Raw genomic sequence first — 21,052 nt, forward strand, 5'->3', positions numbered from 1 at the left:
GCATGCACCATCTAGAACAGCTCCAAGCGTCGGGCCATGTCGGACATGAAGACCCCGTCGGGATCGACCTTGCGGCGCACGGTGATCCACTCGTCGATCCGCGGGTACATGGCGTGGAACGTCTCCGCGGTGGTCCGGGAGTCTTTCGCGGTGTAGAGGCGGCCGCCGAATTCCAGTACGCGACGGTCCAATTCGGTGACGAACGCGTTGAGTCCTGCCGTGATCGGGAAGTCCACGCACACGTTCCAGCCGGGGATCGGGAAGCTCAACGGGGCACTGTTGCCCGGCCCGAACAGCTTGAACACGTTGAGGAACGAGTAGTGGCCCGAGCGCTGGATGTCGACGATGATGCTCTTGAACTCTTCGACCGCCGAGGTGGGCACCACGAACTGGTACTGCAGGAAGCCGGCGGGTCCGTAGGCGCGGTTCCACTCACCGAACATGTCCAGCGGGTGGTAGAACTGCGTCAGGTTCTGGATCTTGCCCCGGTAGGTGCCCGATTTGCGGTACCAGAGTTCGCCGATCGGGCCGAACGTGTACTTGTTGGCCAGGCCGTTGGGGAACACGTCGGGAAGCGTGAGCAGTTGCGGCGCATCGAATTTCAGCGGATTCTTACGCAGCTTGGCGGGCAGCTGGTCGAGGGTGGCCAGCGATCCCCGGGAGATGGCCGCGCGGCCAAGCTTGGGCGGTGCGCTGATGGCGTCGAACCATGCGCTGGAGTAGGTGTAGTTGGCCTCACTGCCGTCGCTGTGGATGGCGATGGTGTCGTCGAGGCTGGTGGTGACGTCGCCGTCGGCGATGAAGTACGCCGTCTCCGTCGGGGTCATCTCGATCGTGACGCGCAGGATGATGCCGGTCAGTCCGTTTCCGCCGACCGTCGCCCAGAACAATTCGGCGTTGCGGCCCCGCGGGGTGAGCTTGCGGACCTCGCCGTCGGCGGTGAGCAACTCCATCGAACGGACGTGATTGCCGAAGCTGCCCGCGCTGTGATGGTTCTTGCCGTGGATGTCGCAGGCGATCGCGCCGCCGATGGTGACCTGACGGGTGCCGGGCAGAACGGGCACCCAGAGCCCGAACGGCAGTGCCGTCTTCATCAGCTGATCGAGGCTCACGCCTGCGTCAGCGTCGACCAGGCGGGTGTCCGCGTTGATCGAGTGGATGGTGTTCAGGGTGGTCATGTCGACGACCAGGCCACCGCCGTTCTGGGCGATGTCGCCGTAGGAGCGGCCGAGGCCGCGTGCGATGACACCGCGCTCGCCCGCCTCGACAACCGCCTTGACGACGATCTCCGGGTCGGATGGGGACAACACCTGGGCCATCGTGGGCGCGGTGCGGCCCCAGCCGGCCAGTCGTTGAGTCGTGGTCTCGGACATCGTGACGAGGGTACCGCCTGGCCCGCCGTGTTCAGCGGCGGATCACTCGCCTTGACGCTTGGCGCCTGCCCATCGGAAGATCACTGCCCGCTGCACGATGAAGTTGATCACCGTGGCCGTACCCTGGGCGATCACGAACGCGACGGGTACCCGCCAGGATTGCCCCTCGAAGCGCAGATAGAACACGTAGTTGATACCGACCTGCACCGCGTAGGTCAGCGCGTAGAGGGCCATCACCGCCACGAAGCGGCCCCTGCTGGGCGGCGCCTGGAACGTCCATCGCCGGTTGATCAGATACGCGGTCGTGGTCCCCGCGACGAAGCTCAGCGTCTTGGCGACGTTGACGTGCAAGCCCGCCGCCAGCAGCGCGACGTAGAGGCCGAAGTCGACGATCGCCGACAGCCCCCCGGTGACGAGGAACCGCCCGACCTGGGTTTTCAGCGCCAGGTTCGGCTGCATGGGAGGCTCGGCCACCCGGGCAGCTTACGGCCCGACGTCAGAAGGGCGGCGGTTTGTTGCGCTCGGCGACGAGTGCGTCGTTGAGCCGCCGTTCGGCGGCGATCCGGCGGGCGAGGTCCTGCGCCCGGGTGCGCCGGCGCTTCGGCATCATCACCGATCGACCGGCGGCGTCCGGTTTCGGCGCGGCGTCGGTGCCCGGCAGCATCAGGCCGCCGGTGGGCATGCACAGGCTCGGGAACAGCAGCGCGCTGCCGGGCTTGGTGACGTACGTGTGTCCAGTGGGGGAAGTCCAAATGACCGTCCCTTCGGGCCGCTGCTCATCCCGCCAGCCCGACTCGCCGCCCCAGAACGTTTTCAGCAGGTGATTTGCACGACACATGCATTTGAGGTTCGCCGCATGCGTCGGCCCGAGCGGCCACGGAATCGTGTGGTCGATATCGCAGCGGTCGGCGGGCACGTCGCAGCCGGGGAACCTGCACGTCAGGTCCCGGCATCGGACAAACTCTGCCAGCGCCGCCGACGGCCGATATCCGTCCTCGGGCGGGGCATCTCCGGGGTGGCGGATCTCGCGCACTCTCGCGCGGTCCAGCACAGTCGCCAATAGCGGCGCGGGCATCAACCCCCCACCCATGATGAAGGCCGGCGGTGGGTCAGAGTTCTTAGCGGGTGGGCCCGTCAGGTGCGCTGGCGGCGGTCCCGGTGCCGCTGGGACGGTCTGGACGGGCGAGGTGGACCCTGCGGGATCCGGTATTGCAGGGGCATCGTCGGGCGCTGGTTGGTCGGTGGTGTCGGGCGCCGACTCATGTCCAGCGTCGGGCGGCGGTTCGTGGCCGGCCTCGGAGTCGGTCGCGTCCCTCGCGGCGCGCGTAGCCTCGGCCTCGGATCGCGCCGCGGCGACAGTAGTTGCGTCGGCGACCACGTGGATCATCGCGGTCGGCGCAGCGGGGCGTCGGTCCGTGGCGGAGCAGGTCTCGGTGCCGCAGGCGCACGGTAGTTCCTGTCCGGCTGCCAGCGCTCCCATCGCATCGGCACGACGCTCGTCGATCGTGCGCGGGTCGTCGGGACACACCGAACGGGCCATGGCGTCCAGCCGCCGCTCAAGGGCGGCGCCGTCTGTCGCGTACAGCCGCGCCCAGAGACTGGTGAATCCGGCCTCGTCAGTTGGCGAGCCGAAGTCGACTGCGCGGGACCGCGCGGCGGTCCGGCTGCGGCGGAGGGCACCCGGGTCGTGCTTCAGCACCAGCTCATCGATGGCTCTCACGGTCTGCTTCTCAGGCAACGCGCCCCAGGCGCGGACCCGCTCGGCGAGGTCCGCGTCGATGGCGGCCCGCACGTCCCGATCGGTGATCATGGAGGTGCGGGCCACGATCGCCCGCGCCAGGAGGTCACTGATCTGCCCGGCCTCGAACAGCGCAGCCACCTTCGGTAGCCGTTCGCGCAGTACAACCCCGCGGTGGGTCTGCGCCAGCGCGAGCCTCGGGGTGATGCCCATCGCGGCGCCCAGCTCCGCGGCGACCGCGGCGCACGGGTCGATCCACCACGAATCGCGCTCGTCGTTGACGACCCCCGTGCGGCGGGTGAACAACTCCGCGAGCACCGCCAGTTTGCGCGCGCACGCGGCGTTCTCGGCGCGCAGCCACCCTGCGGCGGCGTCGATCAGCGCCGCGACGTCGAGGGCGGCGAGATCCGCCACCTCGGGTAGCGAGCTATCGAACATGCTTTCGATTATTCCCGGCAGGGCAAAACCGGGCGAGCGTCCGGAGCCGACCTGTGGATGAAACCGGGATTGTGGATAACCTCCGGCGCCCGAGCGCGTGACCGAGCCCGCGTGACCGAGCCCGCGCGCGAGCGAGGCTCTCAGCCCGACCGCAACCCGGCGTCGTCCAACACCCCGCACAGCGCGTGCAAGGCCGGCATGAACGCATGCTCGGCGGGAGCGCCGAACCCGATGATCACCCCGTCGGGCCCCGCGACCTCCGGCCCTGCCGCGGGATGTCGCATGCCCGCAAGCCCCGCCAGCGCGATACCGGCCTCCCCGGCGCGCCTCAGCACTACAGGTTCGGCGCCATCGGGCAGTGTGAGCAGCAGCTGCAGGCCCGCGGCCAGTCCCCGGATGCCCACGTCATAGGCCCGAAGCGCATCCGCGAGCACGTCGCGGCGTCTGCGGTAGCGCCCTCGCATGCGGCGAATGTGGCGGTCATACCGTCCGGACGCGACGAAGTCGGCCATCGTGAGCTGCGCAATCGCGTCGACGTAGAACTGCTGCCCGCCCGCGGCGTCGACAACCGGCTCCACCAGATCCTCGGGCAGCACCATCCAGCCCAGCCGCAGCGCAGGCGACAAGCTCTTGCTCGCCGAACCGAGGTAGGCCACCCGATCGGGCGCCAAACTCTGCACGGCGCCGACCGGCTGGCGGTCGTAGCGGAACTCGCCGTCGTAGTCATCCTGGAGGAGATAGCCGCCGGTGCGCTGGGCCCAGTCGACCGCTGCGGTGCGCCGGGCCGGGTGCAGGGGCATACCGTGCGGGTTGTGGTGGGCCGGCGTCAGCAGTGCCGCGCGCACGTCGAGACGGTCCAGGTCGGCGATCACCGCGCCGCGGTCGTCTAGGCCGATCGGCACCGTGGACACTCCGCGTGCCGCGATCGCCTCACGGAAGTGGTGCAGACCGTAGGCCTCCACAGCCACCGCGCGGCCTGCGGAAAACACCCGGGCCAGCAGTTCGACGCCGTGGCGGGTGCCCGCGCAGATCATGACGGTTTCCGGCGAGGTGCGCACACCGCGCACCCGGCGCAGATAGTCGGCGACGGCGTCGCGCAGTTCGGGACGCCCGCGCGGATCGCCCATGCGCAGCGCCTCGGTCGGCGCGCCGGACAATGCCTTACGCGCCGAGGCCAGCCACGCGCCACGGGGAAACTCGGCGACGTCGGGCGAGCCTGGCATCAGGTTGTGCACCGGCGTGGCCGCAGTGTGCCTGGGCCGCGCAGGGAGTTCCGCCGCGCACGAGTTGACGACCCAGGTGCCCGCCCCCTGCCGAGACGCCAGCCAGCCCTCGGCTATCAATTCCGCATACGCCTCCGCGACGGTGTTGCGCGCCAGCCGGAGATCACCCGCCAGGCTGCGGGACGGCGGCAGTGCCGTGCCCGCCGACAGCCGGCCGGACCGCACGGCGTCGCGCAGCGCCGTCACCAGCAGATCGCGCACTCCGCGCGCGCCGGGACGAACTGCGCCGCGCAGGTCCAGATGCAGGTCTCGGGCGCCCTTCGCTGAGGAGGACGAAGGCGCCACACCGGAATTGGCCCATGTATTCACCGGCGTCGACCGCATCCAGCTCTACAAGGTTTCCCCCGGGGTCCACGACGCGATGATGACGCTCAGCAGTGCCGCGCGGCAGGGCCTCGACCCCACGATCGGGGAGCTGATCAAGATCCGCGCCTCTCAGATCAACCACTGCGCGTTCTGCCTCGACATGCACGTCCACGACGCTCGTAGGCATGGCGAGACCGAGCAGCGCCTGGCACTCGTGGCGGCCTGGGAGGAGGCGGGTGACTCACCGAACGGGAACGCGCAGCGCTGGCACTCACGGAGGCGATCACGGAGCTCGACAAGGGACACGTGCCCGACGATGTCTACGCTCGGGCGGCGGCCGCGTTCAGCGACCGCGAACTCGGTCAGATGATCGCGATGGCAGTGACGATCAACGCATGGAACCGGATCAACGTCACGACCCGGTTCCCGGTGCCGCGCCGCTGAGGAACTGCGCGTCGGCGATGTGCCATTCGTCGCGCGCGGTGGGGCCGGTCGGCCCTAGGCCCTGGGGCCTGGGGCCTGAAGACTGGGCGTCATGATGCCGACTGGTGAACCGATTACCCTCCTCAACGACGACGACAGCTGGGATCTGTTGTCCAGCGTGTCACTGGGCCGATTCGTGGCGACGGTTGGCGATCGCCTGGAGATCTTCCCGGTGAACTTCGTGGTCCAGCGCCACACCGTGCTCTTCCGCACCGCCGAGGGCACCAAGCTCTTCAGCACGGTCGTCAGCGACGAGGTCCTGTTCGAAGCCGACGATCACAACGTCGCCGAAGGCTGGAGCGTCATCGTGCGCGGCAGGGGCCACGTGCTGGGGACCACCGACGAGATCGACGAGGCCGAACGCGCGGGACTGTATCCGTGGGTGGCGACCGAGAAACTGCGGTTCGTCCGGATCATCCCCAAGGCGATCAGTGGCCGCCGCTTCGTGTTCGGCCCCGAACCCGGTCCCGGCACCTATGCCAGCTGACGGTGCATACGCCGACTGACGGCGCGGCCGACGGTCAGACCCAATACGGCACCCGCGCGCGGTACTGGCGCATCGCGACTGCCGCGAGTGTCCAGCCGACGATCGTCAGCGTCAGCACCACCACCCAGTGCCGCAGCTCCTGGTGGGCACCCAGCAGCGGTGCGCGGACGATGTCGAGGTAGTGCAGCAGAGGATTCAGCTCGACGATCTTGGCCCACTTGCCTGCCCCCTGCTGTTGTAGGGTCGCCTCGTTCCAGATGATCGGCGTCATGAAGAACAGGAGCTGGACCAGGCTGAACAGCAGCGGGCTGATGTCGCGGTAACGGGTGGCCAGGATGCCGAAGCACAGCGCCACCCACACGCAGTTGAGCATGATGAGCAGCAGCGCCGGAATCACCGAAAGGTCCGCCCATGACCAGGGTTTCGGGAAGATGATCGCGATGACGACGAAGATCACGATGTTGTGGGCGAACAGCAGCATCTGCCGCCACACCAACCGGTAGACGTGCACGCTCAGCGGGGTGGGCAGCTGCTTGATCAGACCTTCGTTGGCGACGAACACGTCGGCGCCTTCGATGATCGCCGCGTTGATGAGGTTCCAGATGATCAGTCCGAGCGTGACGTACGGCAGGTGTTCGGACAGCTCAAGATGGAACAGCTTCGAATACAGGCCACCCATCGCGACCGCGGTGGTGCCCGTCGCGATCGTGATCCAGAACGGTCCGAGGACCGAGCGGCGGTAGCGCTGTTTGATGTCCTGCCAGCCGAGGTGCAGCCACAATTCGCGACGGCCGAACCCGTCGACCAGGTCGCGGCGCGCCCGGTAGAACGTCCTTGACTGCTCCGCGGCGTCGGTGAACGTCATTTCGCACCTATCCCGTCGCCCTGGTTAACTTTCCCGTCGCTTCGCTCGCCCTGGTTACCTGTCCCGTCGCTTCGCTCGCCCTGTGCACCTGTCCCGTCGCTTCGCTCGCCCTGGAAGAACCGTTCCCGTCTGCCCAAGCGCCGCAACCTGATCCATTCTCTCAATCCGGCAGGGTCGCGCCGGGAGACCAGAAAATACCAGCCGAAGCGCAGCCACTCCTGTGGCAGCAGCTTGCGCAGCCCTGGCTGCGAGAGTAGGTAGCCGCGATTGCGGTAGGTGAAGTACCTCTTGGTCGGGTCGTCGGGGTACTGCGTGTGCATGCGGCCGCCGAGGATGGGTTTGAACTCATCCGTGCCGCATGGATGCAGATACGTTGCCTCCAAACAGGTTCCGAACGGAAGTCCGGAACGCACCAACCGCCGGTGCAACTCCACCTCGTCGCCGCGGACGAACAGTCGCAGATCGGGCACGCCGACCGCCGCCACCGTGTCCGCCCGGAACAGCGCGCCGTTGAACAGCGATGCGATGCCAGGGAGCAGATCCTGCCCCTCGCCGTCGGTGCGCAATTCGGAGACGAGTCGGCGCCAGACCAACCCCCGGCGCAGGGGAAACGCCAGCCGGTCTGGCTCATCGAGGTTGCAGACCATCGGCGACACCTCGGCAAGCCCGTGTCGCTCGGCGCAGGACAGCAGGGTGGCCAGCACGTCCGAGTCCTGCGGCCGCCCGTCGTCGTCGGCCAGCCAGATCCAGTCCGCGCCGAGCGAAAGCGCCTGCAGCATCCCGAGCGCGAAGCCGCCGGCTCCGCCGAGATTACGTCGTGAACCGACATATGTAGTCGGAATCGGTTGGGCGGCAACGAGATCCCGAACCGCCTCCGCGGCGGCGTTGTCGACGACGATCAGATGGTCGGGCGCACGGCCCTGGGTGACCAGCGCGTCGAGGGATTTGGCCAGTTCGTCGCGACGCCGATGCGTGACGACGACGGCGCACACCGACGACCCGGCCGGCTCCGAACGCTCGGCCGTCATGCGGGCCGCGTCTCCTGGAGCACCTCGCGCACGTGCCGCGCGGCGTCGGGACCCTCATAGGCGCGCACCACGTCCTCGATACCCCCCGACATTTTCACGGTTCCGTGGTCGATCCACATCGCGGTCTTGCACAGCCGGGCGAGGAACTCGTTGGAATGGCTGGCGAATACCAGGATTCCGGACCGCTCGACGAGTCCGGCCAGCCGCGACTGCGCCTTCTTGAGGAACTCGGCATCCACCGCGCCGATGCCCTCGTCGAGCAGCAGGATCTCCGGATCGATACTGGTGACCACGCCCATCGCCAGCCGCACCCGCATACCGGTGGAATAGGTGCGCAACGGCATCGACAGGTACTCGCCGAGTTCGGTGAAGTCGGCGATCTCGTCCACCTTGGCCAACATCTGTTTACGTGTCTGGCCCAGGAACAGGCCGCGGATGATGATGTTCTCGAATCCGGAGATCTCCGGGTCCATGCCCACGCCGAGGTCGAACACCGGGGCCACCCTGCCGGTCACCGTCGCCGACCCGCGGGTCGGCTCGTAGATGCCCGACAGCAGCCGCAGCAGCGTCGACTTGCCCGCCCCGTTGTGGCCGACCAGGCCGACCCGGTCGCCCATCTCCAACGACATGGTGATGTCGCGCAGCGCCTCGATGACCACCACGTTGGAGGCGTTGCGCCCGATCGACCCGCCCGCCTTGCCGAGGAACGCCTTCTTCAGCGATCGCGACTTGGCGTCGAAGATGGGAAATTCGACCCACGCGTTGCGGGTCTCGATGTGTGGAACCGACACCCCAGTGGCCTACAGGTACTGACCGGTCCCGGGGTGGGTGGGTCCGCGCTGGCCGGGCGGCCCCGTCACACCCGGAGGCAACGCGCCCTGACGCATCTGTTCGAGCTGGGCGCGGGCGGCCATCTGCTGGGCGAACAGGGCAGTCTGGATGCCGTGGAACAGGCCCTCCAGCCAACCCACCAGCTGGGCCTGGGCGATGCGCAGTTCCGCGTCCGACGGGACGACGTCCTCTCCGAACGGCAGCGTCAGCCGTTCCAGCTCCTCGCGCAATTCGGGGGCCAGGCCGTCCTCCAGCTCGCGGATGCTGGTGCGGTGGATGTCCCGCAGCCGGTTGCGGCTGGCATCGTCCAGCGGGGCCGCCCGCACCTCCTCGAGCAGCTGTTTGATCATCGTCCCGATGCGCATCACCTTGGCCGGTTGTTCGACGAGGTCGGTCAGGGACTTGTCGTCGGGGTCGTGATCGGTCGCGACGTGGGTGTCGCCGCCGATGATCTCGATGTTGTCGTCGTCGGTGTTGGCAGTCATATCTCCAGCATTCCCTCTGCGCCCTGTCCTACTGCGTGTGAGGCTGGTCTCCGCGCCATTCGTAGATGCGGGCCTCCCCGTTGTCGTAGATCTTCTCCCACGACCGCGATTTATCTAGCGACACTAGCCCGTCGGGCATGGTGAACCCGCGCACCACCGGCGTGCTGGTCAACACGTAGCGGATCCCGAGCGCGTGCACCGCCTCGGCAACCCGCGGATCGGTGTCCGCATCGTCGGCGTAGGCCCAGATGATGAACCGGTGATAGCCCGGACCCTCCTGCACCGGAAAGTCGTAGTGGGTCCACAGCGGGTGCAGCCCGGCGACCGCGTACATCCACGCCGTCCCGTCGATGTTGGCGTCCCCGATGGTGGTGTCCCTGGCTCCGGGCAGGGTGGCAAGGTAGGCGAAGGCGTCCAGATCCTTCTGGTCGATGATCGCCGAGTCGTACTTGTCGCCGAACAGGAACTCGTGGCGTGGGAAGTAGTGCCAGCCCAGCGTGGCGGTGGTGGCGGTGAGCGCGGCGGCGGTGACCGCCGGCCACATCGCACGGGGCGACCGGTGGGCCGTCAGCCGCCGCAGCGCCGATGACACCGCGGCCACCAGCGCGAACAGTGCGATGCCCGCCATGGGGGCGAGCAGCATCGTCACGACGGCGGAAAGCCGGCGCGGATCGCTGTAGAACAGGTCGGAGAAGCGGCCCACCGCGGTGCCAAGCAGTCCACCGAACGGGGCGGACGCGTGCACGATGGACACCACCAGCAACAGCCATACCGCCGTGGGCCACCACACCCGCTTGACCAGCAGTAGTAGCCCGCCCACGGCAGCCAGCGCGATGAGGATGTTCTGGATGGGGAAATCGTTGAGGTGCCGGGTGTGCTGCACGATCGCGTCGAACAGCGCGCGTTTCTTGCCCTCGTTCGTCACGAACGCGTGACCGGCGATGATCTCGGCTTCCTGCAGCACACCCAGGAACTGCGGCAGCAAGAGCACGAGCGTGGGCACGGCGATACCCAGCAGGGCCAGCGCGTCGGCCGCCCGCCCGCGGACCGGCCGCCACACCGCGTCGAACAGCCACCACGCCGCCACCAGCAGGGAGGCGACCACGCCGCCGGTGATGTGCACGGAGAACACCCCGAACATCGCGAGCACGGCCAGCGGGATCCGGTCGCGGTGGCCAAGCGCGGAGATGGTGAGCGCGGCGGCGGGGACGGCGACGCCGTAGGCGGCGAGGTTGGGAATCGAGGCGGTGTCGAATTCGACGTAGGGGACCGCGGTGAACGACGCCGACAGCGCCGCCGCCGTGGCCGCCGCGCCAGCCGTCTGCCATTCGCCGGTGTTCGTCCGCAGCAGCAGCCAGGTCAGCGTCGCGGCGCTGACGGGGAACAGCCAGATCGCGGCGGTCAGCGCGTTGAGAGTGTAGGCCGTCGTCGGCGCCGCCCCGGTCAGTTGGCTGAACACCGCCGCCAGCGCGTGGAAGGCCGAAGGGTAGTAGAGGGCCGCGTGGGTTTCCACGTTTCGCAGCTCGCCCATATGGGTCGGTGAGGCCTGACCGGTGTCCAGGATGAATCGAATGGTGTTCGCGTGCCACACCGAATCCCACGTGCTGGGGATGGACTGCCAGTGCGGGAGTCCGCGGGCTGCCGCGAGGGCGATCATGAGCGCCCCGAGCAGTACACCTGCGGCCAGCACGGCGGCCGGTCCCCGCGACACCGCGCGCAGGTCTGCGTCGGCGTCGCGGTAGCGTGCGAGGACGATCCGAAGACCAGCCGCGGCGCAGCCCACGACGCCCACGGCAAACAGGGCCGTCCAAGCGTTCCAGCGGATACCGAGTGTGCCGAACGGGACGATGGCGAGCGCGACAATGCCGAATGTCAGTGCCGGACCGACAGCTATCGACGCCGGAACAGTTAGCCGACCGATCCGCGCGACGATTGCCCCCGGTGCCACCAGCAACAACAATGCTGTCAGCAGTCCGAACGCCAACCCCACTGGACTAGTATGGCTGGCCAGGTGACCCGAACCGGTACGGCGTCGGTACGGCCGGGCGCCCACCAGATTGGTGTCGGTATGGGTGATTCGCAGACGCTCTAAGGTGGCTGGCATGGCATACGACGTCGCCCGGGTGCGTGGATTGCACCCGTCTTTGGGCGATGGGTGGGTGCATTTCGACGCGCAGAACGGCATGCTGGTGCCGGACTCGGTGGCGACGACGGTGTCGACGGCGTTCCGCGGTTCGATGGCCACCACCGACGGTCCACACCCCGCGGCGCGGCGCAGCACCGCGGTCCTCAGCGCGGCCCGCCAGGCGGTGGCCGACCTGGTCAACGGGGACCCGCAGGGGGTGGTGCTCGGCGCGGACCGTTCGCTGTTGCTGACGTCGCTGGCCGAAGCCGCGAGTTCGCGGGTGGGTCTCGGGTATGAGGTCGTCGTTACCCGTCTGGACGACGAGGCGAACATCGCGCCATGGCTGCGCGCGGCGAATCGCTATGGCGCCAAAGTGAAGTGGGCCGAGGTCGACATCGAGACGGGAGAGCTGCCCGCATGGCAGTGGGAGGGCCTGATCGCCCGGTCCACCCGGCTGGTGGCCGTCGCGTCGGCGTCGTCGACGCTGGGCACCGTCACCGATCTCGGGGCGGTCACCAAGCTGGTGCACGAAGTGGGTGGCCTGGTGGTGGTCGATCACTCGGCCGCCGCACCGTACCGCTTGCTCGACCTCGAGGAGATCGGCGTCGACGCGGTCGCGCTCAACGCCGTGTCCTGGGGTGGGCCGCCGATCGGGGCGCTGGTCTTCCGCGACCCCGCGGTGATCGAATCGTTCGCACCGGTGTCACTGCATCCGTACGCCAGCGGCCCGGAGCGCCTCGAACTCGGTCTGCACCAGTTCGGCCTGCTGGGCGGGGTGGTGGCCAGCATCGAGTACCTGGCCTCCCTCGACGAGGCGGCCAGCGGTACGCGGCGCGAAAGGCTGGCGCTGTCAATGCAATCCGCTGCGTTCTACATGGACCGGCTGTTCGACTACCTGCTGAGTTCGCTGCTGTCGCTGCCGCGGGTGATCGTGATCGGGCGGCCCGAGGTGCGGATCCCGGTGCTGAGCTTCGCCGTCAGCGATGTACCCGCCGAGCGGGTGGTGCGGCGGCTGGCCGACAACGGCGTCCTGGCGATCCCCAACGCCAACTCGCGCGTGCTCGACGTCATCGGTGTCAACGACATCGGGGGTGCGGTGACCGTCGGGCTGGCGCACTACACGACGACGGCCGAGGTCGACCAACTGGTCCGGGCGATCGCCTCGCTCGGCTAATTACCTACGCGCAGAAGGACTTTGCCCGAGACGTCACCCGACGCAAGCAGTTCCTGCGCCGCGTACGCCTCCTGAATCGGGAACTCCGCGCCGATGATCGGACGGACCCGGCCGTCGGCGATCATCGGCCAGACGTTAGCCACCACCTCGGAGACGATCTCCGCCTTACCGCCGGAACCGTCTGTGGGCCTGGCGCGTAACGTCGTTCCGATAACACCGGCCCGCTTGCCGACCAGTTTGCCGATATTGAGTTCGGCCTTGATGCCGCCCTGCATGCCGATGATGATCAGCCGCCCGTCGAGCGCCAGTGCGTCGACGTTGCGGTCCAGGTAGGCGGCGCCCATGATGTCGAGGATGACATTGGCACCGGCGCCGCCGGTTTCGGCCCGGATGCGCTCGACGAAGTCCTCGTCGCGATAGTTGACGGTGATCTCGGCGCCGAGTTCGCGGCACAGGTCCAGCTTGTTCTCCGACCCGGCGGTGACGGCGACCCGGCAGCCCAGCGCGCGGGTGACCTGCACGGCATGGGTGCCGATGCCGCTCGCCCCGCCGTGCAGCAACACCACGTGACCCGCCCTCAGCCGGGCCGTCATGACCAGGTTCGACCACACCGTGCACGCCACCTCGGGGAGTGCGGCGGCGTGCGGCACCTCGACCGTCTCGGGCACCGGCAGCACCTGGCCCGCGGGCACCGCGACGTACTCGGCGTACCCGCCGCCGGCCAGTAGGGCGCACACCTGCTGCCCGGGCGACCACTGCGTCACACCGTCGCCAAGTGCGCAGATCGTGCCCGACACTTCCAATCCCATGATGGGGCTGGCACCGGGCGGGGGCGGGTACTTGCCCGCCGCTTGTAGCAAGTCGGCGCGGTTCACTCCGGCGGTGTTCACCTTGATCAGTACTTCGCCGTCTCGCGGGCTCGCGTCGGGCACCTCGTCCCAGGTCAATTCGGCTGCGGAGTGGGCGACGATGGCACGCATTGGCGTTACGCTACTCCGCGCAAACTTTCGGCCCCTGGCAATGCTCTCGTCCTCTACCATTGCCCAAATGGAGGGGATGATCGCGGGGCGGACGGCTAGTGATATGCCCGGGCTCGATATCGCCGAGCAAAGATCGTGGCAAAACTTTCTCGACTCGGCACTGCGCTTGTACGCGACCCTGAACCGGTCGCTGGTTGACGAACACCATTTGACGCTGAACGACGTGCGGCTGCTGGACATGTTGGAGAAGTCGCCGACGGGGGCCGCGCGGATGGGCGATCTGGCGGACGGGTTGATGTCGCTGCCCAGTCGGGTTACCCGGCAGATCCGGCGACTGGAGATGCAGGGTCTGGTCAGTCGCGGCGCCAGCCCGGACGACGGGCGGGGTGTGCTGGCCACCATCACCAACGAGGGCAGGGAGAGGCGCCCGCGAAGCTGGGGCGGGTGTAGAACCCGTACGCTTATCGGCGGTGGCGTGGCAGAGCGGCCTAATGCACTCGCCTTGAAAGCGAGAGTCGGCTAAACCCGACCGGGGGTTCAAATCCCTCCGCCACCGCGTATGAACAGTGCGCGAGACGCACAGCTGCGCGAACTGTTCGTGCACCTCGCCCTTCTCGGTCTACGCCGACGATGCTAAGACCGCCAGCAGCGCAAGGGTTTTCGGCGTGCCGCTGCGCCCGCTCCCAATCCTGCGTAGGGCACGGCGGCAGCCGCGGGAGGTGCGAGTCAGGCTGAACTCGTGGTGGAACCGCTCGCTCAAGTTCGCCTCTATCTCACCGCGGCTTCAGCGGCGAGGGATGCGAGCAGTCGAAGCTTCTCCGCGGACTGGGAACGCGGTTCGGCGGTGTAGACCATGAGGACGAGGCCGGGATCGGCCGTGACCGCGAGTTCCTCGTAGGCCAGGGTCAATTCGCCGACGTCGGGGTGGTGGAACCGCTTGGTCCCGGCGCCGTGGGTGCGGACGTCGTGGGTGCCCCAGAGGCGTCGGAAGGTATCGCTCTGGGTTGACAGTTCCCCGAGTAGGTCCTGCAAGCCGCGGTTGTGGGGGTCGCGTCCGGCTTCGGCGCGCATGATCGACACGCACATGTGGGCGAACAGCTCCCAGTCGGGGTAGAAGTCATGGGCAGCCGGATCGAGGAACTGGAATCGCGCGAGGTTGGGCGCGCGGCCACCGTCACCGATTAGCGGGGAGTAGAAGATCCGCCCAAGGGCGTTGGTGGCCACCAGATCCTGCTGCGGGTTGCGGACGAAGGCCACACCGTCGGTGATGGCTTCCAGTGCCCAGTGCAGGCTGGTGCGGGACACGCTCGATTTCCCCGCCCGGCGTCGCGGCCGCCCGGAGGTGGGGATGCCGTCGGCGGCGCGGGCCAAGTCGAGCAGGTGAGCCCGTTCGGTGTCGTCGAGCCGCAGCGCTTGGGCGATCGCTTCCAGCACGGACGACGACGCACCGGCGATGCCGCCGCGTTCGAGCCTGGAGTAGTACTCGATGCTGACCCCGGCGAGGGCGGCGACTTCACCGCGGCGCAGACCGGGCACCCGCCGCTGCCCGAGGTCCGGCAGACCCACGTCGGCGGGGGACAGCTTCGCCCGCCGGGAGGTCAGGAAGTCGCGCACCTCGGCCTTGTTGTCCACCGATCCGACGGTACCGGCGCACTGGGCCGGAAGGGGTGCCCTGCGGGTACACCTCACGGAAGAGACTTCTTCATCTCTGTTCCGGGGCGCTTGCATGGATGTCGCCACCGACATCGAGAGGGACCCGGATGACCCCGACCACCGACCAGCTGCGCGAGACACACAGACGGGCGCCGATCGCGTTGAGCGCCGCCGTGCTCGCCACTGTCGTGCTGATCACGGCGATCGCTCCGCTCGCCACGGACATGTACGTGCCGGCGTTCCCGCTGGTCGGTCGGGATCTGGGCGCTTCCGCCACGCAGGTGCAGGTGACGCTGACGACCTTCTTCGTCGGTATGGCGCTGGGGCAGCTGGTCGGCGGACCGGCGTCGGACCGGATCGGGCGGCGGATGCCGCTGCTGGTGTCGCTGGTGGTGTTGGCCGCGGCGTCGGTGGTCTGCGCGTACAGCCCGTCGATCGCGGTGATGATGCTGGCGCGGTTGGTGCAGGGCTTCAGTGGGGGCTGGGCGATGGTGATCGCCCGCTCCATCGTCGTGGACCTCACCCGCGGCACTGAGCTGGTGCGGGCGATGAACATGGTCGCCGGTGTCTCCGGGATCGCACCGATCGTCGGGCCGTTGCTCGGCGGAGTGATCCTGCAGTTCTCGCACTGGCGGGTGTCGTTCTGGGTGGTCGCTGCGCTCGCCGCGCTGATGTTCGTCGCCGTCGCGGTCGGGGTGCCGGAGACACTTCCCGCAGAGAAGCGGCACGGCGGCGGACTCGGCCACATCGCAGGCACGACCGCCGCGGTGCTGCGCCACCGCTCGTTCGTCGGCTATCTGCTGGTGTTCGGCTCCTCCATGGGCATGATCTTCGCGTACGTCGCCACCTCGGCGTTCGTGCTGCAGTCGATGAACGGACTGTCGCCGATGGTCTACTCCGTCGACTTCGCGGTCAACGCCGTCGGCCTGACCATCGCCACCCTGACGGCAGCACGCCTGGCCAACCGGGTGTCCACCCGTAAGGTCGTCGGCGCCGGCCTGGCCGCCAGCGCGGCGGCGGGCGTGGTCCTGTTGGTCGGCGCGATCTGGTTCGACATGCCGCTGCCCGTGGCGTTGGTCGGGTTCTTCATCCTCATGACCGCCCAGGGGCTCGTCGGTCCCAACGCCGGCGCCCTCGCTTCCGACACATTGCCCGAACACCCCGGTACCGGGTCCGCGCTGCTGGGCTTCCTGCAGTGGTGCATGGCGGGTGTCATCGCACCGTTGGCCGGTCTCGGAGGCACCGAGACCGCGCTGCCGATGGCGGCCATCGTGACGGTTCTGGCGGTGGCGTCCGCCGCCGCACTCCCGTGCTCGCCGGACAACCGGATCCCGACCAAATCATTGAATCCTGAACGTCATCAAGAGGGGAATCACCCTCCATGCGTGGAGTCATGATGTACGGCCCCGGCGACGTCCGTGTCGAAGACCGCCCTGACCCGGCCATCCAACAACAAACTGACGCCATCATCGGCCCTCCGCGACCTGCGCGTGCGGCCCAGACCTGTGGCTGCTCACCCTGTGACCGCGGCGCGGGGCACACCCGACACATCGACACCAAAGGAGACCCGAACATGACGCAGACCCCCGATCGCCAGTCCACGCCCGAGGGCGGGACCCTCACACCGCACATGAACCGCCGCGGTGTGCTCCGCCTCGCGGGCCTCGGCGCCGCCACCGCCGGGCTCGTGAGCGTCGCGGCGTGCTCGTCCGGCGACGACACCGGCACGGCGTCGCCGTCCGGCGGCCCGTCGCCCGCTGGCGCAACGTCGGGCGCCCCGACGTCCGCCCCGGCGACCCTGCCGCGCCCCGACACCAGCCTGCCTGCGGGGGACACCTCCCGCGGCGCCGACAACTTCTTCATCAGCGATCGGCTGGACACCCGCGCGGTGACCTTCCGCAACCAGTTCGGCCAGTGGATCTCGGCGAACCTCTTTGTACCCGAGGACATGAACCGGAGCACCCGCAACCCCGCGATCGTGGTGAGCCACCCGATGGGCGCGGTCAAGGAGCAGTCGGCCAACCTGTACGCGCAGAAGCTTGCGGAGCAGGGCTTCGTCACGCTGTCCGTCGACCACCCGTACTGGGGCGTCAGCGAGGGCGAGCCGCGCAACCTGGTGGCGCCGGACAACTATGCCGAGTCGTTCAGCGCCGGCGTCGACTACCTGCGCACCCTGGACTACGTCGACCGCGAGCGGATCCGCGCGCTCGGCATCTGCGGCAGCGGCAGCTGGGTGCTCAGCGCGGCCAAGATCGACCCGCGCATCAAGGCGGTCGGCACCGTGAGCATGTACGACATGGGGGCCGCAAACCGCTTCGGTCTCGGCCGCTCCGTGACTCTGGCCCAGCGCCGCGAGATGCTCGATCAGGTCGCCGCCCAGCGTGACGCCGAGTTCGCCGGTGGCGAGACCGAGTACACCGGCGGCACCGTGCACGAGATCACGCCGGAGTCGACCGCCGTCGAGCGCGAGTTCTACGACTTCTACCGGACCTCGCGCGGGGCGTTCACTCCGCAAGGCGCGACGCCGCACACCACCACGCACCCCACCCTCACCAGCAACGCGCGGTTCCTGAACTACTTCCCGCTCAACGAGATCGAGACGATCTCGCCGCGGCCGCTGATGTTCGTCGCTGGCGATCAGGCGCATTCGTTGGAGTTCAGCCAGGACGCCTACCAGCGCGCGGCCGAACCCAAAGAGCTCGTGCTGGTCCCCGGTGCCGGACATGTGGACTTGTACGACCGCGTCGACGTGATCCCGTTCGATCGCCTGACGGCGTTCTACCGCACCAACCTGCGGTAGCCACACCGACACCACTCGAAAGGCGACAGCTCCCTCTCGTACTCCCGGTCGGCCGCGAAGGGCCTATTCGCCGGCGAAGTTCGGCGGCCGTTTGGCGAACATCGCCGAGATGCCCTCGGTGAGGTCCTTGGACGGCAGGAACGCCGCGTTCCACGCAGCGACGTAGCGCAGGCTGGCCGAAACGGCCGCGGCGCGTTGCTCGTCGAGGACGTCCTTGATGCCCTGCACGGTCAGCGGCGGGTTGGCGGCGATCTCGGCGGCGGTGGCGTGGGCGGCGGCCAGGCTCGTTTCCGCGTCCGGATACACGTCGTTGACCAGGCCGATCTTCTCGGCGCGGGCGGCGTCGACGTCCTTTCCGGTCAAGGCGAGCTCCCGAAGGTGCCCGTCGGACAGGATCAATGGCAGCCGCGCGAGGCTACCCACGTCGGCGACGATGGCGAGCTTGACCTCCCGCACCGAGAACTTCGCGTCGGCGCTGGCGTAGCGGATGTCCACGGCGCTGACGAGGTCGACGCCGCCGCCGATGCACCAGCCGTGGATCGACGCGATGGTCGGCGTCCGGCAGTCGGCGACGGCGGTGATCGCCTGCTGCATCTGCCGCAGCCGGGTGTGGAACTGGGCGCGCGGACCGGCCAGCGCACCGTCGGCCAGCAGGGGCGTCAGCAAATCGCCCATGGCCGGGAGATCGAGTCCGTAGCTGAAGTTCCGACCCGCACCGGTGAGCACGATCGCCCTGACCCCGGGATCTGCGTCCAGCTCGCCGAATACCACCGGCAGCTCCGCCCAGAACGCAGGTCCCATCGCGTTGCCCTTGCCGGGACCGATCAACGTCACCCGCGCGACGTGTCCGTCGGTCTCGACCGTCACGGACTCGTATGCGTCACCCATGGCCATGAGGCTAACCAGCGGTCAGCCTCCGGCGGTCAGCACCTCGCTGACGGTCATATCGGGCATGAAGCCGCAGGCCGCGTCGGCGATCGTGGTGGCGAGCTCGCCCCCGACCGACTCCAACGAGCTGTTGGCCTGCTCCAGAATCGCGTTGACCACCGCGAGGCGGGTGGGTACGTCCAACTTCGAGTACTCCGAGCAGGTCATCGTCTGGGCATTGGGCGGAGCGGGGACCGTCGGGACGGGGGTGCCGGTGGGCAGCGGAAGGCCGGGGATCTGCGGCAGGTTGGGGATGTGGATGTCGGGAAGTGAGTTCGGCGGCGACGGCGTATTCGTCGGTGCGTTGAGCGGCGGGCCCGGTTCGGTGGTCATCGCGACGGTGCCCTGCGTGGTGCGCGCACAGCCCGCGGTGAGCGCCAGCAGGATCAGCGCCGCAGCGGCCACCCGCGCATCCGTTCTCACCTGCGCAACGATAGGCCCAACCGCGATGTCGTGGGATGGGCTCGCCGTCGGCGCCGCCCGATCGGTTGCGGCCGCCCGGCGGCACACCCAGGCTGGACGCGTGACGTCCCGCAAAGAGGCCCGCAAGTTTCTCGGGTTGCCGTTCAGCGTGCCGGAGTTCGTCGAGAGGATCGTGTCGGGAAGCATCGACGAGGCGGGGCGCCGAACGGTGCAGGCCCTGATCACCACGTGGGACCTGGCCGACGGCGGTCCTTTCGCCGCCACGGCGATCGCCTCCACCGGCCTGGGGAAGACCGTCGAACTCGTGTACGACAACCTGATCGGCCCGGTGTTCGGACCGTTGCTCAAGGCGGTCGGGGCTGACGAGGTGCCGATCCGGGCGGGGCTGTGCGCCACCCAGCTGGTCGGGCTCGGGGTGGTGCGCTACGTGGCGCGGGTCGACCCGATCCACTCGATGGACGCCGAGCGGCTGGCCGATGCGATGGCGCCGACCCTGCAGCGCTACCTGGTCGGCGACATCTCCTGACCCGTCAGATCCAGCCGCGGGCGAAGGCCAGGAAGGTGTCGTTCTCCTCGGGTGCGCCGATGGTCACCCGCACACCGTCGGTTCCGTAGGGGCGGACAAGCACGCGCGCGTTGGCGGCCTGCTCGACGAAGTCGAGGGTGCGGTCGGCCAACGGCAGCCAGACGAAATTGGCCTGCGACGGTGGCACCTCGAAGCCGGCCCCGGTGAGCGCGGCGCTGACCCTGGCCCGTTCGGCGACCACCGCGTCGGTGCGGGCCATGAGTTCGTCGGCGGCATCCAGCGAGGCGATCGCGGCCGCCTGCGACAGGCTGGTCGCGGTGAACGGCACGTAGACCTTGCCGAGCGCGGTGATGATGTCGGGATCGCCGACGGCGTAGCCCACCCGCGCGCCGGCCAGTCCGTATGCCTTCGAGAATGTCCTCAGCACAACCACATTGGGGTGGTTGCGGACCAGGCCGAGGCTGTCGGGCAGCAGGCCGTCACGGATGTACTCGACGTAGGCCTCGTCGATGCAGATCAGCACGTCGTCGGGCACCGCGGCGACGAAGCGGGCCAGCGCATCGGGTGCGACCACCGTCGAGGTCGGGTTGTTGGGATTGCACACGAAGATCAGCCGGGTCCGGTCGGTGACGGCGGCCAGCATGGCGTCCAGATCGTGCGTGTGGTCGGTCAGCGGCACCGCCACCGGGGTCGCCCCGGCCACCCGCACCTGCAGCGGGTAGACCTCGAAGGCGCGCCAGCCGAACATCACCTCGTCGCCCACCGAGGAGGTGATCTGGATCAGCTGCTGGCACAGGCTGACCGAGCCGCAGCCGACCGCGATGTGCTCCGGCGCGAAACCGACGTGCTTGGCCAGGTGTTCCTTGAGTTCGACGTAGCCGTTGTCGGGGTAGCGGTTGAGACCGTCGGTGGCCCGTTCGATGGCGGCGCGCACGCTGGGCAACGGCCCGTGCACGGTCTCGTTGCTGGCCAGCTTGATCGCACCCGGCACCGTCTTACCCGGTGTGTAGGCGGGCAGATCGGCCATCAGGGGGCGCAGACGGGCGGTCATTTGGCCAGCATATGTGAGGCCATGTACGCTGTGCCGTCGGCGGTTCCGGTACCGACTCGGAGCTACGAGAGTGGAA

19 protein-coding genes, 1 tRNA gene and 2 pseudogenes are annotated in these 21,052 nt (G+C 68.6%); 8 read left to right on the top strand and 14 right to left on the bottom strand.

Features of this window, described 5'->3' with window-relative positions; translation table 11 throughout:
• Positions 1-11: 11 nt before the first annotated feature.
• The 4 genes from dprE1 to pdxR form a co-directional block, all read right to left on the bottom strand.
• Positions 12-1,373, bottom strand: coding sequence for a decaprenylphosphoryl-beta-D-ribose oxidase (dprE1, locus tag ADBZ6K_RS04090; protein ID WP_526344580.1), 1,362 nt, complete (start codon positions 1,371-1,373; stop codon positions 12-14).
• 42 nt (positions 1,374-1,415) lie between these two features.
• The gene (locus tag ADBZ6K_RS04095) at positions 1,416-1,832 is read right to left on the bottom strand and encodes a GtrA family protein (protein ID WP_526344876.1); all 417 of its coding nucleotides are present in this window, start codon (positions 1,830-1,832) and stop codon (positions 1,416-1,418) included.
• Positions 1,833-1,869: 37 nt separating this feature from the next.
• Positions 1,870-3,549 carry an HNH endonuclease signature motif containing protein gene (locus ADBZ6K_RS04100; RefSeq protein WP_526344581.1) on the bottom strand — a complete coding sequence of 560 codons (1,680 nt, stop codon included), beginning with the start codon at positions 3,547-3,549 and terminating at the stop codon, positions 1,870-1,872.
• A 140-nt stretch (positions 3,550-3,689) separates the two neighbouring features.
• Positions 3,690-5,141, bottom strand: a complete 1,452-nt coding sequence (pdxR, locus tag ADBZ6K_RS04105; RefSeq protein ID WP_526344582.1) for a MocR-like pyridoxine biosynthesis transcription factor PdxR — start codon at positions 5,139-5,141, stop codon at positions 3,690-3,692.
• Positions 5,142-5,193: 52 nt separating this feature from the next.
• On the opposite strand from pdxR, the pseudogene ADBZ6K_RS04110 reads away from it, so the two are divergent.
• Positions 5,194-5,582: pseudogene (locus ADBZ6K_RS04110) on the top strand (carboxymuconolactone decarboxylase family protein).
• A gap of 91 nt (positions 5,583-5,673) precedes the next feature.
• Positions 5,674-6,108: a pyridoxamine 5'-phosphate oxidase family protein gene (locus ADBZ6K_RS04115; RefSeq protein WP_526344583.1), complete on the top strand. Its 435-nt coding sequence runs from the start codon at positions 5,674-5,676 to the stop codon at positions 6,106-6,108.
• A 34-nt stretch (positions 6,109-6,142) separates the two neighbouring features.
• On the opposite strand, the gene wzm is transcribed toward ADBZ6K_RS04115, so the two are convergent.
• From wzm to ADBZ6K_RS04140, 5 genes are read right to left on the bottom strand one after another with little or no spacing between them, the layout of a single operon-like run.
• Positions 6,143-6,973 (bottom strand): galactan export ABC transporter permease subunit Wzm/RfbD, encoded by an 831-nt coding sequence (wzm, locus tag ADBZ6K_RS04120; RefSeq protein ID WP_526344584.1) that lies wholly within the window; start codon positions 6,971-6,973, stop codon positions 6,143-6,145.
• Complete coding sequence (gene glfT1, locus ADBZ6K_RS04125; RefSeq protein ID WP_526344585.1) at positions 6,970-8,001, bottom strand: galactofuranosyltransferase GlfT1; 1,032 nt, start codon at positions 7,999-8,001, stop codon at positions 6,970-6,972. The genes wzm and glfT1 overlap by 4 nt, the downstream gene beginning before the upstream one ends.
• Positions 7,998-8,792, bottom strand: coding sequence for a galactan export ABC transporter ATP-binding subunit Wzt/RfbE (gene wzt, locus ADBZ6K_RS04130; RefSeq protein WP_526344586.1), 795 nt, complete (start codon positions 8,790-8,792; stop codon positions 7,998-8,000). Before wzt ends, glfT1 begins: the two co-directional genes overlap by 4 nt.
• Before the next feature lie 9 nt (positions 8,793-8,801).
• Positions 8,802-9,317, bottom strand: coding sequence for a proteasome activator (locus tag ADBZ6K_RS04135; protein WP_526344587.1), 516 nt, complete (start codon positions 9,315-9,317; stop codon positions 8,802-8,804).
• A gap of 28 nt (positions 9,318-9,345) precedes the next feature.
• Positions 9,346-11,307 carry a DUF6541 family protein gene (locus ADBZ6K_RS04140; protein WP_526344877.1) on the bottom strand — a complete coding sequence of 654 codons (1,962 nt, stop codon included), beginning with the start codon at positions 11,305-11,307 and terminating at the stop codon, positions 9,346-9,348.
• Between the two features lie 112 nt (positions 11,308-11,419).
• Between ADBZ6K_RS04140 and ADBZ6K_RS04145 the strand changes: the two genes are divergently transcribed.
• Positions 11,420-12,616 carry a cysteine desulfurase-like protein gene (locus ADBZ6K_RS04145; protein WP_526344588.1) on the top strand — a complete coding sequence of 399 codons (1,197 nt, stop codon included), beginning with the start codon at positions 11,420-11,422 and terminating at the stop codon, positions 12,614-12,616.
• Here the strand turns inward: ADBZ6K_RS04145 and ADBZ6K_RS04150 are convergent.
• On the bottom strand, positions 12,613-13,596 hold the full coding sequence (locus tag ADBZ6K_RS04150) for an NAD(P)H-quinone oxidoreductase (RefSeq protein ID WP_526344589.1): 984 nt from the start codon (positions 13,594-13,596) through the stop codon (positions 12,613-12,615). The two genes, ADBZ6K_RS04145 and ADBZ6K_RS04150, sit on opposite strands and share 4 nt — an antisense overlap.
• A gap of 67 nt (positions 13,597-13,663) precedes the next feature.
• On the opposite strand from ADBZ6K_RS04150, the pseudogene ADBZ6K_RS04155 reads away from it, so the two are divergent.
• Together ADBZ6K_RS04155 and ADBZ6K_RS04160 are read left to right on the top strand one after the other, a co-directional pair.
• A pseudogene (locus tag ADBZ6K_RS04155) lies at positions 13,664-14,014 on the top strand (MarR family transcriptional regulator); the annotation flags it as partial.
• Between the two features lie 51 nt (positions 14,015-14,065).
• Positions 14,066-14,152: transfer RNA gene (locus ADBZ6K_RS04160), tRNA-Ser, on the top strand.
• Between the two features lie 212 nt (positions 14,153-14,364).
• Here the strand turns inward: ADBZ6K_RS04160 and ADBZ6K_RS04165 are convergent.
• Positions 14,365-15,228 carry a helix-turn-helix domain-containing protein gene (locus tag ADBZ6K_RS04165; protein ID WP_526344590.1) on the bottom strand — a complete coding sequence of 288 codons (864 nt, stop codon included), beginning with the start codon at positions 15,226-15,228 and terminating at the stop codon, positions 14,365-14,367.
• Positions 15,229-15,356: 128 nt separating this feature from the next.
• Here ADBZ6K_RS04165 and ADBZ6K_RS04170 point away from each other — a divergent pair, with 128 nt between their 5' ends.
• Both ADBZ6K_RS04170 and ADBZ6K_RS04175 read left to right on the top strand, forming a co-directional pair.
• A complete protein-coding gene (locus tag ADBZ6K_RS04170; RefSeq protein WP_526344591.1) occupies positions 15,357-16,646 on the top strand; it encodes a multidrug effflux MFS transporter in 1,290 nt (429 codons plus the stop codon).
• 176 nt (positions 16,647-16,822) lie between these two features.
• Entirely contained in the window at positions 16,823-18,049 is a 1,227-nt protein-coding gene (locus tag ADBZ6K_RS04175; RefSeq protein WP_526344592.1) for an alpha/beta hydrolase, read from the top strand.
• 63 nt (positions 18,050-18,112) lie between these two features.
• Here the strand turns inward: ADBZ6K_RS04175 and ADBZ6K_RS04180 are convergent, their stop codons facing one another.
• Positions 18,113-18,937, bottom strand: coding sequence for a crotonase/enoyl-CoA hydratase family protein (locus ADBZ6K_RS04180; protein WP_526344593.1), 825 nt, complete (start codon positions 18,935-18,937; stop codon positions 18,113-18,115).
• A 21-nt stretch (positions 18,938-18,958) separates the two neighbouring features.
• Entirely contained in the window at positions 18,959-19,399 is a 441-nt protein-coding gene (locus ADBZ6K_RS04185) for a hypothetical protein (protein ID WP_526344594.1), read from the bottom strand.
• Positions 19,400-19,499: 100 nt separating this feature from the next.
• Here ADBZ6K_RS04185 and ADBZ6K_RS04190 point away from each other — a divergent pair, with 100 nt between their 5' ends.
• Positions 19,500-19,925, top strand: a complete 426-nt coding sequence (locus ADBZ6K_RS04190) for a TetR/AcrR family transcriptional regulator (RefSeq protein ID WP_526344595.1) — start codon at positions 19,500-19,502, stop codon at positions 19,923-19,925.
• Positions 19,926-19,929: 4 nt separating this feature from the next.
• Here the strand turns inward: ADBZ6K_RS04190 and hisC are convergent, their stop codons facing one another.
• Positions 19,930-20,976: a histidinol-phosphate transaminase gene (hisC, locus tag ADBZ6K_RS04195; RefSeq protein WP_526344596.1), complete on the bottom strand. Its 1,047-nt coding sequence runs from the start codon at positions 20,974-20,976 to the stop codon at positions 19,930-19,932.
• Positions 20,977-21,052: the final 76 nt, after the last annotated feature.

The sequence above is a fragment of the Mycobacterium sp. genome (genome assembly GCF_044223235.1).
GTDB lineage: Bacteria > Actinomycetota > Actinomycetes > Mycobacteriales > Mycobacteriaceae > Mycobacterium.

Coding starts and splice junctions, on each gene's coding strand:
- dprE1 (WP_526344580.1), bottom strand. CDS start 1,373: ATGTCCGAGACCACGACTCAACGACTGGCCGGCTGGGGCCGCACCGCG.
- ADBZ6K_RS04095 (WP_526344876.1), bottom strand. CDS start 1,832: ATGCAGCCGAACCTGGCGCTGAAAACCCAGGTCGGGCGGTTCCTCGTC.
- ADBZ6K_RS04100 (WP_526344581.1), bottom strand. CDS start 3,549: ATGTTCGATAGCTCGCTACCCGAGGTGGCGGATCTCGCCGCCCTCGAC.
- ADBZ6K_RS04115 (WP_526344583.1), top strand. CDS start 5,674: ATGATGCCGACTGGTGAACCGATTACCCTCCTCAACGACGACGACAGC.
- wzm (WP_526344584.1), bottom strand. CDS start 6,973: ATGACGTTCACCGACGCCGCGGAGCAGTCAAGGACGTTCTACCGGGCG.
- glfT1 (WP_526344585.1), bottom strand. CDS start 8,001: ATGACGGCCGAGCGTTCGGAGCCGGCCGGGTCGTCGGTGTGCGCCGTC.
- ADBZ6K_RS04135 (WP_526344587.1), bottom strand. CDS start 9,317: ATGACTGCCAACACCGACGACGACAACATCGAGATCATCGGCGGCGAC.
- ADBZ6K_RS04145 (WP_526344588.1), top strand. CDS start 11,420: ATGGCATACGACGTCGCCCGGGTGCGTGGATTGCACCCGTCTTTGGGC.
- ADBZ6K_RS04150 (WP_526344589.1), bottom strand. CDS start 13,596: ATGCGTGCCATCGTCGCCCACTCCGCAGCCGAATTGACCTGGGACGAG.
- ADBZ6K_RS04170 (WP_526344591.1), top strand. CDS start 15,357: ATGACCCCGACCACCGACCAGCTGCGCGAGACACACAGACGGGCGCCG.
- ADBZ6K_RS04175 (WP_526344592.1), top strand. CDS start 16,823: ATGACGCAGACCCCCGATCGCCAGTCCACGCCCGAGGGCGGGACCCTC.
- ADBZ6K_RS04180 (WP_526344593.1), bottom strand. CDS start 18,937: ATGGGTGACGCATACGAGTCCGTGACGGTCGAGACCGACGGACACGTC.
- hisC (WP_526344596.1), bottom strand. CDS start 20,976: ATGACCGCCCGTCTGCGCCCCCTGATGGCCGATCTGCCCGCCTACACA.